Genomic DNA, 15,593 nt, shown 5'->3' with positions numbered 1-15,593 from the left:
ACGTGGCCATGCCTGATAGGCCATGGTTGTCAGCCTTGTGCGCTCGACGCGATTTTTCGGCGGGCATTGCAGCCGCCCCACCTGCCTCAAGCCCTGCGCCAAGGCAGGCAACCATGGCCTGACAGGTTCGGTACGTTGCAACGAATGTAGGAGCGGATTCATCCGCGATGCGCCGCGCGGGCGGCGCTGGATCTGATAGGCGCTGCAACACCAACGTTGTACACCTCGAAAGGGCTGCCCTTCAGAACGGCACCGCCACCGTCAGCTGGCTGTAGACGTTGGTCCCGCTGCCCACCTGGTTGCCGCCGTTGCTTTCATCCTTGCGCGGCTTGAACAGCCCCAGCAGCGGGGTGACGATCAGGTGCTCGTTGACCGCCCATTCCACATACAGGTCCAGCTCCTGCGCATCGAGGTTCAAGGTGTCGCGGCTACGCACCGTGTCGAAGTCGAAGAACAGCGCGCCGAGGGTCAGATTGTCCCGTGGCGTGGCCTTCAGGCCGACATGGTGGATGCCGCTGTTGGTGTTGAACGGCCCGGCGTAGTTGCCGGCGACCTCGCCCTGGATCCAGGTGCCATAGCCGCTGGAAAGCCCTGTGAACAGCAGGTCCCAGCCTGCGGAGTAGCGGGTGTAGCGGTAGGTCAGCTGCGGCGCCCAAGGGGTGTCGGCGAAGGTGTAGGCCGCTTCGCCGTACCAGGCCGTCTCATGCCCGCCGCGCTTGTCCTGCCAGGCATATTCGAAGGCCAGCCGGGTGTTCGCCAGGCCCGCACTGCCTTCACCCCGCACGCTGTATACATCCATGCCTTCGCGGGCCTTCTGGAACTCGCTGGCCCACTGGTCGGTCACGTCGATGCCGTGGATATAGGTCAAGCCCAGGGTACCCAGGTCATGGGTGTAGTCCAGGGTGCCGGCCGCCAGCTCAGTTTCGGCCTGGGCGCGGTTGTCGGACTTGAGCCACAGCACACTGCCATGCAGCCCCTCCTGGCCGCCCAGGCGCAGCACTGCGGTGCGGTCGAAGGCGTGGCGCGCGCCCAGATAGAAGCCGCCACCACGGTTGAGCTGGCCGTCGGCCGGGCCCTTGCCCAGGTTGGGGCCGTCGTCGTTGATCAGGAAGCCGCTGCCCAGGCGGATCACCTGGCGGCCGCCGGACAGGTCCACGCCATCCTTGCCCAGCAACGGGAACAGGTCGCCCGAGCGCCAGCCCAGGTAGGCATCCTCGATCTTGGTGGTGCGTTCGGAGCCGTCCTGGTTGCCGCCGGCGTCGCCGTCGCCCCAGGCGCCTGAGCTGACCCAGTTGAGGGCGCCATACAGGCTGCCGTTGCCGGCCAGGCCCTGGTCGCCGCTCAGGCCGTACTTGATGAAACCTTCGCGCCAGGTCGAGCCGCCGGGGGTGCCATCGTAGTTGTGGCGGCTGTTGAACATGCCCCAGACCGCGAGCAGATCGGCGTTCAGGTGGCTGTCGTCGTCGGTGTACAGCTCGTAGGCCGGGCTGGCCTGGCCATGGACCAGCAGGGTCAGTGCCGTGGCCATTGCGGTGCGACGTGGAGTGAGACGCATGGATCGATCCTCGTTTTTTGTGTGCGGTCTTGAGTGCCGCGTTGTTGTGGAGGCAGTGTCGAAAGGCGACGGGCTATTAGCGCGTGGAACGCTGGCGGTGGTCTTGCCCGTGGCTGCCAGCGTTCTTGCATGTCGCCGCCATCACAGGCTCGCGGCGGTCTCCGGCAGGGTGGCGCCGCCGTCGACCACAAGGGTCTGGCCGGTGATGTAGCGGGCGGCGTCGGAGGCCAGGAACAGCATCGCGGCAGCGATATCGGCGGGTTCCCCCAGTCGCCCCAAGGGCACGCCCGCGGCGATCCGGGCGTTCAGCCCGGTATCGCCGAGGTTGCCCATGGCCGGGGTGCGCACCATCCCCGGTTCCACGCCGTTGACCCGTACATTGAACTGCGCCAGTTCCAGTGCGGCGTTGCGGATGAAGCCGTTGACCCCGGCCTTGGACGCGGCGTAATGGCTCAGGCCCGGATAGGCCACCCGCGGGCCGGTCACCGAGGAGGTAGCCAGCACGCATCCGCCACCCTGGCGGCGGAACAGCGGCAAGGCACCTTGGGTGAGCCAGAACAACGCCCCCAGGTTCACCGCCAGGGTCCGTTGCAGCAGCGCCGGGTCGATCTCGGCGAACGTGGTGAGCGGGAAGTACGCGGCGTTGTGCACCAGCACATCCAGGCGTTCCAGCTTGGCTAGCAAGGTGTCGATCGCAACGGGGTCGGCCAGGTCCAGCGTTTCCCCCCGCACGTCGTGACCCAGGACCCGTTGTGCCTCCATCAGGTGTTCAAGTGCTGGCGAATCGAGATCCACGGCCATCACCTGGGCACCGCCCCGGGCGAAACCCTCGACGATGGCCTGGCCGATCCCGCCCGCCGCGCCGGTGACCAGTACGGTGCGACCCTCGAAGTCGTAGCGCGCGTTCATGCCGACGGCTCCAGGTGGGTAAAGGCCAGGGTCGGCAGGTCGACCACGGTCGACCCGCCGTCGGCGGCGATCACCGCCCCGGTGACGATGCTGGCCTCGGCGCCGACCAGGAACTGGCACACGGCGGCTATTTCATCACTGCTGGCCGGGCGGCGCAGCGGTACGTCGGCGGTGACCCGGCGGTAGGCGGCATCAAGGTCCTCCTGGTGGTGGTCCATCAACGCCTGCATCTCCTTATCCGCCATGGGCGTGCGCACCCAGCCCGGGCAGACGCAGTTGACCCGCACGCCGAACGGTCCGTAGTCGCGGGCCAGCGAGCGGGTCAGGCCGACCAGCGCATGCTTGGCGGTGGTGTAGCCGCACACCTCGGGCCCGGCCGCCAGCGCGGCGATGGAGCCCAGCAGCACCAGGCTGCCACGCCGCTCGCGCAGCAACGGCAGGCATGCCCGGGCAGTGTGGAAGGCGCTGTCGAGGTTGCTGCGCAGAGCCTCGCGCCAGGCGCTGTCGCTGGTCTGCTCGGCCGCGCCCAGGCCATGGCCGCCGGCGCAGGCGATCACCGCATCGAGGCCGCCGAAGCGCGCGCGTACCTGCTCGATGAACCCCACCCAGTTGCCACTGTCCGCGGCATCGCCGGCCAGCACCAGGCCATCGCACTGCTGCGCGACGCGTTCCAGTGCCTCACGGCGGCGGCCCACCAGTGCCACCTGCCAGCCCTGGCGGGCCAGGCGCAGAACGCTGGCTTCACCGATGCCGCTGCCGGCCCCGGTGACCAGCACGCTGCGGCTCACTGCGCATGCTCCGTGCGGTTGAGCACCCGGCAGTGGGACGATACCGGGAAGTTGGCCAGCGCATCGAAGCCGCCGCCCTGGTAGCCGAAGATCTTGCCGTCGCTGCGGTGCCGCGCCAGGTCGATCATCACCAGGCCCAGGGTGGGCACGATCTTCTCGCACCAGACGAACAGGTACAGCTGCTCGGCGATTTTGTAGTAGTACGCCCGGTCGGTGTCGCACAGCCCCTGTTCGACACCCTTGAGGCACTGCCAGCTGTAGTAGTTGGCGTTGAGGTAGATGTGCTCGTACTCCTCGGTGGGGCTGTAGCGGTAGTGGTTACGCAGGCCGACCAGCTCGGTGGTCGGCGCATGGGGGCAGGCGCCGGCCTGCCAGGGGCGGTCGACGCTGCCGTGCAGGAAGCTGGCTTCGACGCCGGTCAGTGCTTCGCCGGCCAGGGCCAGGGCGTACAGGCCGCGCTGGGTGCGGGCCTGGTCGGGCAGGCGGCCGAGCACGGCGGTGAAGGCCTGCGCCAGGGTGTCGAGCACCAGCGACACCGACCAGGCCTGGCCGGCCTCGTGCTTGATGAAGTCGACCAGGTAGATACCGTGGCGCACGGAGGTGGCCCGATACCCCGCGCTGCCGCTGCTGTGGCCGTCCGCCGCGTGCCAGTGCAGGCGCTCGCTGTCGAAGCGGTGCTCGATGATCCAGCCATTGGCGAAGTGCAGGGTGAGCGACCGCCCGGACAGGTCGGCCAGTTGCGGCAGGATGAAGGCCTCGGGTGCGAAGCCTTCGGCGAGGGCGCCCACGGTGATCCAGTCGGTTTGCTTCGGCATGTCGTTGACTCCTGTGTTGGGATGCCGCCCGCCATTTATGCGAGTGGCCCAGGTCGTGATTAGCGCTGGTCATGGTCAGTAGCGGATCATCACCGACTTCAGTTCGGTGAAGTCGTCGATGAAGGCTGAGCCGAACTCGCGGCCGGTGCCGGACGCCTTGATGCCGCCGAACGGCACCGCCGGGTCGAGCAGGGTGTGCATGTTGACCCACAGGGTGCCGGCCTGGATTTCCGGGATCAGGCGCATGGCCTTGCCCAGGTCGTTGGTCCACAGGCTCGCGCTCAGGCCGTAGGGCGAGGCGTTCATCAGGTGGATCAGTTCGTCCTCGTGGTCATAGGGCAGGAAGGTCGCCACCGGGCCGAAGGTTTCCTGGTTGAGCAGGGTGTCGCCCGCGCTGTTGGCGAGAATGACAGTGGGCTCGACGAAGCAGCCCGGGCCTTCGCCGAGGCGGCCGCCATGGACGATGCGGTTACCTTCGGCGCGGGCGGTGGCGAACAGCTCGCCGAGCTTCTGCTGGTGCGGTTTGTTGGCTACAGGGCCGAACTGGGTGGTTTCATCCAGGGGCGAGCCGATCTTCAGCTGGCTCAGGCGTTGGGACAGCGCGTCGAGCAACGGGTCAAGGCGTGAGCGATGCACGTAGAAGCGCTCGCCGGCGGCGCAGATCTGTCCGGAATGCAGGAAACCGGCCTCGATGATGCCGTCCACCGCCTTGTCGACGGCGACATCGGGCAGGAACGCCACGGCGTTCTTGCCGCCCAGCTCCAGGGTCGCCCGGGTCAGCCTGGCGCCCATGGCCGCCTGGCCGACGGCGATGCCGGTGGGCACCGAACCGGTGAACGACACCTTGTCGGTGCCGGGGTGCTCGACCAGCGCCTTGCCCACCTGGCCACCGCCGGTCAGCACGTTGAGGGCGCCCGGAGGCAGGCCGGCCTCGCTGGCCAGTTCGGCGATGCGCAGCAGGGTCAGCGGTGTGAACTCGCTGGGCTTGAGCACGATGCTGCAGCCGGTGGTCAGGGCCGAGGCCAGTTTCCACAGGGCGATCATGGTGGCGAAGTTCCACGGCACGATGCCCACCACCACACCCACCGGCTCGCGCAGGGTAAAGGCGCTGTAGCGCTCGCCGGCGAAGGAGGGCAGCGACGGGGTGATGGTCTGGCCGGTGATCTTGGTCGCCCAGCCGGCGTAATAGCGCAGGAAGTGCGCGGCCTGTTCCACCTCGAAGGCGCGGGCGATGCCGATCAGCTTGCCCGATTGCAGGGTCTCCAGTTGCGCCAACTCCTCGCGGTTGGCCTCCAGCAGGTCGGCCAGGCGCAACAGCACCGCAGCGCGCGCGGCAGGGCTGGTGCGCGACCAGCTGGCAAATCCCTGACGGGACGACTCGACGGCGCGCTCGACATCGGCCAGGTTGGCGTCGGCGACCTGGGCGATGGCTTCGCCGTTGGCCGGGTTGTGCACGGTGATGCGGGCGCTGGATTGGCTGGGCACCGTTGCGCCGTGGATGTACAGGCCGTGGTCACGGGCGAGGAAGGCGCTGACGCTGGGGAGGAGGGGGATATCGCTCATGACAGGGCTCCGGATGGGCCACAGCGGCCCGATTTGCGCAGGTTAGAGCGCGGCAAACCGGCGTTCTTGTCTGCCCATGCCAGCCACCATGACCTAGCCTGCCAGGCCCATGAAAAGTGCAATCCGAGGTGCGGAAGTTGCATTTTCCGGCCTGCCCACGGCTCCCATACTGACCCGGCATTCATCAGCGAACGCCCGCTTCCAGGCACCGTTCGCCAGGGTCCAATAACAATGAGCCAGACCATGAAAAAGCCAAACTCCCTGCTCGAAGACCTCAAGCCCCTGTTGCCGGCCATTGCCGCCCGCGCCGACCAGGCCGAGCGCGAGCGCAGCGTGCCCGCCGAAAACATCGCCGCGCTCAAGGCCATCGGCCTGCACAAGGCATTCCTGCCCAGACATTACGGCGGCCTGGAAATCAGCCTGCCGCAGTTCGCCGAATGCATCGCCGTGCTGGCCGGCGCCTGTGCCAGCACTGCCTGGGCAATGAGCCTGCTGTGCACCCACAGCCACCAGCTGGCGATGTTCCCGGCACGCCTGCAGGACGAGATCTGGGGCAACGATCCGGACGCCACCGCCAGTAGCAGCATCGCCCCGTTCGGGCGTACCGAGGAAGCCGAGGGCGGCGTGCTGTTCAGTGGCGAGATGGGCTGGAGCAGCGGCTGCGACCACGCCGAGTGGGCGATCATGGGCTTTCGCCGGAGCAACCCTGAAGGCGGCCAGGACTACTGCTTCGCCGTGCTGCCGCGCAGCGACTACCAGATCCGCGACGACTGGTTTGCCGCCGGCATGCGCGCCAGTGGCAGCCGCACGCTGATCGTCGAGCGCGCCTTCGTGCCCGAACACCGCATCCAGAAGGCCCGGGACATGATGGAGGGTCAGTCGGCGGGCTTTGGGCTGTACCCGGACAGTGCGATCTACTTCAACCCGTACCGACCGTACTTCGCCAGCGGCTTCTCCACGGTCAGCCTGGGCATCGCCGAGCGCATGCTCGAGGTCTTCAGGAACAAGACCCGCAATCGAGTGCGCGCCTATACCGGCGCCGCCGTCGGCGCGGCCACCCCGGCGCTGATGCGCCTGGCCGAGTCCACCCACCAGGTGGCTGCGGCGCGGGCGCTGCTGGAAAAAAGCTGGGAGCAGATCGCCGAGTACAGCGCCCGCCGTCAGTACCCGACGCGCACGGAGCTGGCCTACTGGCGCACCAACCAGGGCTACGCGGTCAAGCTGTGCATCCAGGCCGTGGATCGGCTGATGGAGGCGGCCGGTGGTGGCGCCTGGTTTGAGGGTAACGAGCTGCAGCGGTTGTTCCGCGATGCGCACATGACCGGGGCGCATGCCTATACCGACTATGACGTCTGCGCGCAGATCCTTGGCCGCGAGCTGATGGGGCTGGAGCCGGATCCGGCGATGACCTGAGCTGCAACCGATGAACATGGCTGGAGCACTGTGGGTGCGACCCAGCCCAGTCCAACAACCATGATGGAGCCTTGCATGTCCATTCCCTTCGATAGCCGTGCCTTTCGCCGCGCCCTGGGCAACTTCGCCACCGGTGTAACCGTGATCACCGCCAGCGACCCCTCGGGGCGCAAGGTCGGGGTCACCGCCAACAGCTTCAACTCGGTGTCTCTCGAGCCGCCGCTGGTGCTCTGGAGCATCGACAAGCGCTCCAGCAGCCATGCGGTGTTCGAGGCTGCCGGGCACTTTGCCGTGAATGTGCTGGCGGCCGACCAGGTCGACCTGTCCAACACCTTCGCCCGCCCCAGCGAAGACCGCTTCGCCGGTATCGAGCACGAGACCGGCGAGGGCGGCGCGCCCTTGTTGCCAGGTTGCTCGGCGCGTTTTCGCTGCGAAAAGTTCCAGCAGATCGATGGCGGTGATCACTGGATTCTCATTGGCCGGGTGCTAGCCTTCGACGACCTCGGGGGGGCGCCGCTGCTCTATCACCAAGGCGCCTATTCCAGGGTCCTGCCGCATGCCTTTCAAGGTGTTTGACGCAAGTATTGCGGCGTCTGTCGGATCGAGCGCCGCCCGCGCGGCGCATCGCGGATGAATCCGCTCCTACATTTTTTGCAACGTACCGAACCTGTCAGACCATGGTTGCCAGCCTTGCCCCCGAAAAATCGCGTCGAGCGCACAAGGCTTACAACCATGGCCTATCAGGCATGGCCACGTTGCAACAGATGTAGGAGCGGATTCATCCGCGATGCGCCGCGCGGGCGGCGCTCGATCTCAAGAGCGCTGCAAGGCTATCGCCTGGCACCTGGCAACACGGATCAAGGTCAGCGGCAGGCAGTGGCAAGACCTGCCTGGGTTAAGGCCGCAAAGTGACGGGGCAGACCCGGCGCACGCCAGCACTTGCGGCGCGCCGGGTAAGCGGTCATCTTTCTCTCGTCCACCCAGGGCCCACCCATGACAACCAATAATAAGCTCACCGAGCACTTGAACCGCGGCAGCGTCGGCTTCCCCACCGCGCTGGCCAGCACCGTCGGCCTGATCATGGCCAGCCCGGTAATCCTCACCGCGACCATGGGCTTCGGTATCGGCGGCAGCGCCTTCGCCGTGGCCATGCTGATCGCCGCAGTGATGATGCTGGCGCAATCGACCACCTTCGCCGAGGCGGCGGCGATCCTGCCCACCACCGGCTCCGTCTACGACTACATCAACTGCGGCCTGGGCCGCTTCTTCGCCATCACCGGCACCCTGTCGGCGTACCTGATCGTGCATGTGTTCGCTGGCACCGCCGAGACCATCCTCTCCGGGGTCATGGCCCTGGTGAACTTCGAGCACCTCAATACCCTGGCCGAATCGGCCGGCGGCTCCTGGCTGCTGGGGGTGGGCTTCGTGCTGGTGTTCGGCGTGCTCAACGCCTTTGGCGTGAGCGCCTTCGGCCGCGCCGAGGTGGTACTGACCTTCGGCATGTGGACCACGCTGATGGTGTTCGGCGTGCTCGGCCTGATCGCAGCGCCCGCCGTCGAGCTGGAAGGGCCGTTCGGCGTGTCGCTGGTCGGCACCGACCTGATGACCATCCTGTCGCTGGTGGGCATGGCCATGTTCATGTTCGTCGGTTGCGAGTTCGTCACTCCCTTGGCTCCGGAATTGCGCCGTTCGGCCTGGGTGATGCCCAAGGCCATGGCGCTGGGGTTGTTCGGCGTGGCCAGTTGCATGTTCATCTACGGCGCGGCGATGAAGCGGCAGGTGGAAAACGTGGTGCTCGATGCCGCCAGCGGCGTGCACCTGCTGGACACCCCCATGGCCATCCCGCGTTTCGCCGAGCAGGTGATGGGCGATATCGGCCCGGTGTGGCTGGGCATCGGCTTCCTCTTCGCCGGCGCCGCCACCATCAACACGCTGATGGCCGGGGTGCCGCGGATTCTCTACGGCATGGCGGTGGATGGGGCATTGCCCAAGGTGTTCACCTATCTGCACCCGCGCTTCAAGACCCCGCTGCTGTGCATCCTGGTGGTGGCGCTGATCCCCTGTCTGCATGCCTGGTACCTGGGTGGCAACACCGACAACATCCTGCACCTGGTGCTGGCGGCGGTATGTGCATGGAGCACCGCGTACCTGCTGGTGACCCTGTCGGTGGTGATCCTGCGCATCCGTCGCCCGGACCTGCCGCGGGCCTATCGCTCGCCGCTGTTCCCGCTGCCGCAGATCGTCTCCAGCATCGGCATCCTGCTGGGCATGTGGTTCATCACCCCGCCGGGCATGAACCCGGCCGATGTCTATGTGCCGTTCGCCGTGATGCTTGGCGCCACCGCCGTCTACGCGCTGTTCTGGACGTTGTGCGTGCAGAAGGTCAACCCGTTCCGGCCGGCCAGGGTCGAGGATGTGCTGGAGAAGGAGTTCGCCGCCGAGCCCGGTCAGCCTCATAGCGAGCAGGTGCGCCATGTCGGCAAGCTGGCTTGAGCGCCTGACCGGGCCATGTGCTCCGGCCGGGTATCGGCCCGGGGCGACCCTGGCGCGTCTGGAGCGCAACCTCGGATTGGCGGATTTGCAATCCGCAGCATCCTTTACCTACCGCGAGGATGGTCCGCGTATCGAGGTGCGTGAGCGCACCGAAAGCCACCTGCTGATGCACCTGGTGATGTGCGAGTTCATCCTGCGCGTGCCAGCCAGTGGCCAGGGCACGCTGCGCGCCGAACTACACCACACCGGCATGTTGCGGCGCAGCGGGCTGGGTTGCCGCCTGCGCGGCGGTGACCCGCTATTGTTCGAGGCGCTCAAAGCTCGCCTGGCTGCAGTGCAGGCCGCCCTGATGCCCTTGGACTTCAAGCGCCTGGCCATCGACTGCAGTAACGGTCAGTGGCAGGTGACCCTGGAGCACATGGGTGCTAGCGAAGTGGTCAACCGGATGCCCGCCTTGCGTCGCTACATCCCCCTCACAACTGAACAGCGCCACCATCTCTGGCTGGCGTTCGACGGGTTGGCGTACGCCCTGCGTGATCTCTGAATCCAACTCCTCTCTGTAGGAGCGGCTTTAGCCGCGATCACCCGCAAAGCGGGTGCCAGGCACCGCGACACCTGCATCGCGGCTGAAGCCGCTCCTACAAGAGATGACAGTTGTACGTTCATTGATAACATGTTAACAATTGCTCCATAACAACAACCGTTGCTGTGGAGGTCGCCATGCCCATGCCCCAGCCCGCTTCAGTGCACAGCGCAAGCCCGGCCCAGGACGGCCTGGAGCGCTGGACGACGGCCATGCAGAAAGTCTGCGGCCAGTTCCAGACCGAACTTGCCTTCAACCGCTCGCTGTTCATCGGCGAAATATCGACCTACAACCGCGCCGGCCTGGCCCTGGCCAATCTGCGCACCAATGCCGGCAATATCCGCCGCCTGGGCGACAACCCCGACCGCGACGACGACCAGCATTGCTTCCTGGTCAGCCAGCGCATGGGCTATTCACAGATCACCCAGGAGGGCGTGAGCATCCAACTGTCGCCGGGCGAGCTGCTGCTGATGGACTCGGTGGGGCCGTGCGAGATCACCCCTTTTGGCCTGATCGAGCATGTTTCGCTGTCACTGTCCCGCGAGCAGGTGCGCAAACATCTTGCGAAGCAGGGCACGACCTTCGGCAAGATCTCCTCGACCAACGCCTGCGGGCGCATGCTGCATCTGCTTATGGACCAGCTGTGCCGTGAAGGCGACGAGGCCGGGGCAACCCAGGGTGAGGCGTTGCAGGCCGCGTTCATCGCCCTGCTGGAGCCGGGCTTCGAGCACGGTGATGACAACCCCGGCTCGCTGGCCGGGCTCGGCGGTGTCAGCCTGCGCGGCTATGTGCAGAAGGTCATCGACGAGTCGCTGGGCCAGCCCGGGTTGACCCCGGCGAACCTGGCCGAGCGCCTGAGCATTTCGGTGCGCCACCTGTACCGGTTGTTCGAGGAGGAGGGTGACAGCGTGTGCCGCTACATCCAGCGCTCGCGGCTCAAGCGCAGCGCCGATGATCTGTCCAACCCGTTCCTCAAGCGCGAGTCGATCACCTCGATCGCCTACAAGTGGGGCTTCACCGACTCGGCGCATTTCAGCCGAGCGTTCAAGAAGCAGTTCGAGCAGTCGCCGAAGGATTTCAGGGCGATGGCGTTGACGGCAGGGCGCTAAAAGCATCGCCGGCAAGCCGGCTCCCACAGGTTATGCGTCTCCTGTGGAAGCCAGCTTGCCGGCGAAGCGGTCGCGAGGATGTAATCAGGCTAGCGCAAGGTAATGCTTCACAAAGGTCTCGCTCACCACCTCCCACAGCACCGACGTGCCCTTGGTCACGAACCAGGCATCACCCGCTTTGTAGCGCGTCACCTGCCCGGTGGATTCATCGGTCAGCTGAATCTCGCCGGTCACGATCACCGCCTGCTCGCTGAACGGATAGACCATGCGGAACTTGCCCTGGGTGGTGCCGAAATAGGCGCTGCTGACCGGGTCGGTCGGGGCGCCGTGGGTCATCTTGCCGTAGCACTTGACCTCGCCTTCGAGGATGGTCGAGCCAAGGTCGGCAACGGTGCCCCAGGCGTCGAGTTCGGACAGCTGCACACCCTGGCGGACGGCGGTGAGGGTCATGGTGGTTCTCCTGGTCTTGTTCAAAAGGAATCAACGGCGGCCGTTGAAGAAGCCCGACAGCTGATGCACGGTCTTGCCGGCGGTCAGCAGCAGTGGGCGGATATGGTCCTTGCCGAGGATGCGCGCGTGCTTGACCGAACTGATCAGGTCGTAGCGGGCCGAGCCTTCGCTCATGCCTTCGGCGAGGATCTTGCAGATGATGTGGCTGGGGGTGACGCCGAAGCCCGAGTAGCCCTGCACGTAGAAGGCGTTGGGGCGGTTGCTGAGGGTGCCGATCTGCGGGAACAGGTTGGCGCTGGTGGCCATCGGCCCGCCCCAGGCCAGGTCGATGCGCACGTCCTTGAGGTAGGGGAAGATCTTCAGCATCAGGTTGCGGTTCCAGGCCTTGAGGTCCTTGGGGATGTGCTCCACGAACGGCGTGGCGGCACCGAACAGCAGGCGGTTCTCGCGGGTGACGCGGTAGTAGTCGATCACCGGGCGGATATCGCTGTAGGCGCCGCGGATCGGGCTGATGCGCTGGATGAGCTCGTCCGATAGTGGCTCGGTCATCAGCTGGAAGGCATAGGTGTTGACGGTGCGCGCATGCAGTTCGGGTTCGAGCTTGTTGAGGAAGCTGTCGCAGGCCCACAGCAGCTTGCTGGCCTTGACCGAGCCGCGCCCGGTGCGCACGGTGATGCGCTCGCCGTAGTGCACCTCCAGCGCCGGGCTGTGCTCGAAGATCCGCGCACCGTGGCCGACCAGGGCCTGGGCCTCGCCAAGCAGCAGGTTCAGCGAATGCACGTGGCCGCCGCCCATGTGCAGCAGGGCGCTGCTGTAGGCGTCGGAGCCGATGATCTGCCTGACCTCCGAGCCGCCGAGAAAGCGGATCTCGTCCTTGCCGTTGATGGCCTTGAAGTCCTTCTCCCAGGCGCGCAGGGTCTTTTCCTGGCGGGCGTTGAAGCCCATGTAGCCGTAGCCGTGGCAGAAGTCGGCGTCGATCTGGTAGCGGGCGATGCGCGCCTTGATGATGCCGGCGCCCAGCTCGCTGATCTCGAAGATCTCGCGCAGGCCTTGATCGCCCACGCTGCTCTTGATCTTTTCCAGGTCGTGGCCGATGCCGGCCATGATCTGCCCGCCGTTGCGCCCGGTGCCGCCGAAGCCCAGGTAGCGAGCCTCGAGCACGACGACATTGGTGATACCTTGCTCGGCCAGTTCCAGGGCGGTGTTGATGCCCGAGAAACCGCCGCCGATCACCACGACATCGGCTTCGATGTCGCTTTCCAGGGTGGGGAAGCTGAGGTTGTACTTCTTGGTGGCGGTGTAGTACGTCGGCGTTTCGATGTTGATCATGGCGCAGCCTGGACAGTTGGAATTATTGGACAGCACGGCTTGCACAAGCGCTGGCGGTTACAGGTATTGAGCACCTAACGACAGGTAGGTGTCTTGCCTGGGACTGCCAGGGTTTTGCTTCAGGCTGCCAAGTTGTCCATCGCGTCCAACACCGTAGGCACACGGCGGCAGCATGACCTCCACAGGAGAAGTGGTGATCATGCGCCTCATGAATATGTTAAGTAAATCAACCTCTGTGGCTAATGCCAGTCAGGCCCACTTTGCGGCCCATCGCCGGCAAGCCGGCTCCCACAAATACAGCGCAGGCCTCACTAATTGCGCGGTCCCTGTGGGAGCCGGCTTGCCGGCGATGGGCTGCGTAGCAGCCCCAGTGACGCTTATTATTTGAAATCCCACTGCATCTGCGTGGCGATACTTACACCGCTGGACGACTTCACGCAGACGTCCAGGTAGTCGGTGAAGCGTGGCGGCACGGCAATGCCTTCTTCCAGCAGACGGCTGTTGTCGAACAGGTAGTTGAGGTCGGCAAAGCCGCTGTACAGGCGCAGTGCGCGCAGCACCAGCCGCGGGTTGGCCGGGCCGATACGGGTTTCGAAATGGCTGGCGAGCGATTTGAGGTCGTCCGCCTCGACCTTGCGATAGCGCTCGCCCACCGGCTCCGCGCCATTGGCCAAGGCGAAGGCCTGGTCGATCTCGGCGAAGGTGCAGGCCGAATGATGGCCGGCGGAGATATGGTAGAGGTCATGACCCAGGCGTGGCTTGAGCGCCAGGCCGATCAGCGCCTCGGCGCAATAGTCCACCGGGATCACGTCGATCTGCTCGTCCAGGCCGCAGGTGAAGCTTTCCAGGGCGAAGCCCATGCGGAACACCCAGAAGATGCTGCCCGAGGCCTGGCAGCCGAGGCTGCGGTGGCCGACCACGATGGATGGCCGCGCCACCACCAGCGGCAGGCTGGGCAGCTCTTCACGCATGCGCCGTTCGATCTCTGCCTTCGAGGCGGTGTAGTCCACCAGTTGCTGCGCGGCCTCGGGGAACTCCCACGATTCGCTGATCGGCGATTCGCGCTGCGGGCCGCAGCACATGGCGGTGCCGACGTGGAGGAAACGCTTGAGGCGGCTGGAGCGGCTCAGCACCTGGGCAAAGGCGTAGGTGCCCTCGACGTTTACCGGCCAGATATTGGGGTTCTTCGAGAACGAGGCCACGGCGGCGCAGTTGATCACCCGGTCGACCTGCATCAGGCGCGGGGTCTCGCGAGCCAGCCAGGCGGTGTCGAGGAAGTCGCCGCAGAGGATCTGCGCTTCGCTCAGGGCCTGGCTCTGGCTGTCGTCGACACCATGCTGGCGGAGGTTGTCGCGCAGGCGTTGCAGGCCCTGCGCCGGGTTATCGGCGCGAACGAGGAAGCACAGGGCCTTGGCAAGCCCTTCGGCGATCATCTGGGCGGCGACGGCGCCACCGAGAAAACCTGTGGCACCGGTCAGCAGAATACGCTCCTGGGCTGGACTCGGGAGGGTGGGCGTATGAATGGCGGGGGTGTTCATAGGTTTCCTCGGCAAGTAGTTTGCCAGTGCTTCATTCTTTGGAATGGGTGTGAAAGTTACGTGAAAAGTTTGCTCGTGCGACTAATTCAAGTCCGGAGCTATTGGGTTTTTGATAAACATGGCGCGAGCCGATATCACGTCGGCAAGCGCGTTGTATGGAATTCATGGCCCTGAACCCCGCAGGCAGATAGCGGCGAAGAGCAGGGCGGCGAGTCATTGTCTGGCGGGGCGATGGTTATTTCAATTAACTGTTGGCGCAGTTATGCAGGTTTTTGGTGAAACAATTTTAATGGGCTATGAGCAGGTGTAAGCAGCTGTATCGAATGTGTAAATATATTTAAATTTGCACGCGGTTAATTGTTCGTATCACTTCAATTGTTCGGGCACTTCCCAGATCCCTCCATCACCGATGACATAAACCCGCTGACCCGTTCCCGGCTGCAGCGTCATCGCGCCGGTGAAGCTGCCGAACGACGGCAACAACGTCAGGTGCTCGCCGACCAGGAAACAGGGCAGGCGCACCTGTTGGCGGCCACGGCCGCGCAGGCGGTACGCCGGATGCACATGGCCCGCCAGTACATGCCGCTGCGGGTGCGTGCAGGGCTCGTGGTGCAGGGCGAACGGGCCGAGCGGCAGCGGCTCGGCCACCACCTCGATGCCCAGCCCGGCCGGCGGATCACCGGCATGCCGGTCATGGTTGCCACGCACCAGGGTGATGGGCAGCGTCGCATGGCGGGTGCGCCACTCGGCAAGGGCCGCCAGGGTTTGCGGGGTCCTGCCTTTGGCGCTGTGCAGGAAGTCGCCGAGAAATACCAGGTGCTGGCAGGCAAAGTGCTGCAGCAGGGCATCCAGGCGTTGCAGGTTGCAGGCGGTGGTGCCACTGGGCACCGGCTGGCCCAGTGCCCGGTAGCCGGCGGCCTTGCCCAGATGAAGGTCGGCGATCAGCAGGGTCCGCCGCGCTGGCCACCACAGGGCTTTTTCCGCCAGCAGGCAGAGTTCGGTGCCGGCCACCTGTACGGTGATGTGCGAAGGAAGGGTGCTGGCCATG

13 protein-coding genes and 1 pseudogene are annotated in these 15,593 nt (G+C 65.7%); 5 read left to right on the top strand and 9 right to left on the bottom strand.

Features of this window, described 5'->3' with window-relative positions:
• Nucleotides 1–241: 241 nt before the first annotated feature.
• The 5 genes from CCOS191_RS13955 to CCOS191_RS13935 form a co-directional block, all read right to left on the bottom strand.
• Nucleotides 242–1,528, bottom strand: coding sequence for a hypothetical protein (locus tag CCOS191_RS13955; RefSeq protein ID WP_046855723.1), 1,287 nt, complete (start codon nucleotides 1,526–1,528; stop codon nucleotides 242–244).
• 168 nt (nucleotides 1,529–1,696) lie between these two features.
• The gene (locus CCOS191_RS13950; protein WP_046855722.1) at nucleotides 1,697–2,464 is read right to left on the bottom strand and encodes an SDR family oxidoreductase; all 768 of its coding nucleotides are present in this window, start codon (nucleotides 2,462–2,464) and stop codon (nucleotides 1,697–1,699) included.
• Nucleotides 2,461–3,252 carry an SDR family NAD(P)-dependent oxidoreductase gene (locus tag CCOS191_RS13945; protein WP_231867434.1) on the bottom strand — a complete coding sequence of 264 codons (792 nt, stop codon included), beginning with the start codon at nucleotides 3,250–3,252 and terminating at the stop codon, nucleotides 2,461–2,463. The genes CCOS191_RS13950 and CCOS191_RS13945 overlap by 4 nt, the downstream gene beginning before the upstream one ends.
• On the bottom strand, nucleotides 3,249–4,067 hold the full coding sequence (locus CCOS191_RS13940) for a molybdenum cofactor biosynthesis F family protein (RefSeq protein WP_046855721.1): 819 nt from the start codon (nucleotides 4,065–4,067) through the stop codon (nucleotides 3,249–3,251). The genes CCOS191_RS13945 and CCOS191_RS13940 overlap by 4 nt, the downstream gene beginning before the upstream one ends.
• A gap of 75 nt (nucleotides 4,068–4,142) precedes the next feature.
• Nucleotides 4,143–5,630 (bottom strand): aldehyde dehydrogenase family protein, encoded by a 1,488-nt coding sequence (locus CCOS191_RS13935; RefSeq protein WP_046855720.1) that lies wholly within the window; start codon nucleotides 5,628–5,630, stop codon nucleotides 4,143–4,145.
• A 243-nt stretch (nucleotides 5,631–5,873) separates the two neighbouring features.
• On the opposite strand from CCOS191_RS13935, the gene CCOS191_RS13930 reads away from it, so the two are divergent.
• From CCOS191_RS13930 to feaR, 5 genes and pseudogenes are all read left to right on the top strand, one after another.
• Nucleotides 5,874–7,043, top strand: coding sequence for a p-hydroxyphenylacetate 3-hydroxylase oxygenase component (locus CCOS191_RS13930; RefSeq protein WP_046855719.1), 1,170 nt, complete (start codon nucleotides 5,874–5,876; stop codon nucleotides 7,041–7,043).
• 75 nt (nucleotides 7,044–7,118) lie between these two features.
• Nucleotides 7,119–7,601: pseudogene (locus CCOS191_RS13925) on the top strand (flavin reductase family protein); the annotation flags it as partial.
• Nucleotides 7,602–8,036: 435 nt separating this feature from the next.
• Nucleotides 8,037–9,536 (top strand): APC family permease, encoded by a 1,500-nt coding sequence (locus tag CCOS191_RS13920; RefSeq protein WP_023631204.1) that lies wholly within the window; start codon nucleotides 8,037–8,039, stop codon nucleotides 9,534–9,536.
• Nucleotides 9,517–10,080, top strand: coding sequence for a DUF3156 family protein (locus tag CCOS191_RS13915; protein ID WP_046855717.1), 564 nt, complete (start codon nucleotides 9,517–9,519; stop codon nucleotides 10,078–10,080). Before CCOS191_RS13920 ends, CCOS191_RS13915 begins: the two co-directional genes overlap by 20 nt.
• Nucleotides 10,081–10,262: 182 nt before the next feature.
• Nucleotides 10,263–11,228 carry a transcriptional regulator FeaR gene (gene feaR / locus CCOS191_RS13910; protein ID WP_082120519.1) on the top strand — a complete coding sequence of 322 codons (966 nt, stop codon included), beginning with the start codon at nucleotides 10,263–10,265 and terminating at the stop codon, nucleotides 11,226–11,228.
• 84 nt (nucleotides 11,229–11,312) lie between these two features.
• On the opposite strand, the gene CCOS191_RS13905 is transcribed toward feaR, so the two are convergent.
• The 4 genes from CCOS191_RS13905 to pdeM form a co-directional block, all read right to left on the bottom strand.
• Entirely contained in the window at nucleotides 11,313–11,678 is a 366-nt protein-coding gene (locus CCOS191_RS13905; RefSeq protein WP_046855716.1) for a cupin domain-containing protein, read from the bottom strand.
• A gap of 30 nt (nucleotides 11,679–11,708) precedes the next feature.
• Nucleotides 11,709–13,007 (bottom strand): NAD(P)/FAD-dependent oxidoreductase, encoded by a 1,299-nt coding sequence (locus CCOS191_RS13900; protein WP_046855715.1) that lies wholly within the window; start codon nucleotides 13,005–13,007, stop codon nucleotides 11,709–11,711.
• A 380-nt stretch (nucleotides 13,008–13,387) separates the two neighbouring features.
• Nucleotides 13,388–14,545, bottom strand: a complete 1,158-nt coding sequence (cprA, locus tag CCOS191_RS13895; RefSeq protein WP_046855714.1) for a cationic peptide resistance protein CprA — start codon at nucleotides 14,543–14,545, stop codon at nucleotides 13,388–13,390.
• 366 nt (nucleotides 14,546–14,911) lie between these two features.
• Nucleotides 14,912–15,592, bottom strand: a complete 681-nt coding sequence (gene pdeM / locus CCOS191_RS13890) for a ligase-associated DNA damage response endonuclease PdeM (protein WP_046855713.1) — start codon at nucleotides 15,590–15,592, stop codon at nucleotides 14,912–14,914.
• Between the last annotated feature and the right edge of the window lies 1 nt (nucleotide 15,593).

Origin of the sequence: Pseudomonas sp. CCOS 191, from assembly GCF_001007005.1 — a bacterium.
GTDB classification, from domain to species: Bacteria; Pseudomonadota; Gammaproteobacteria; order Pseudomonadales; family Pseudomonadaceae; genus Aquipseudomonas; species Aquipseudomonas soli.
This window is presented reverse-complemented; position numbering and strand designations above follow the sequence as displayed.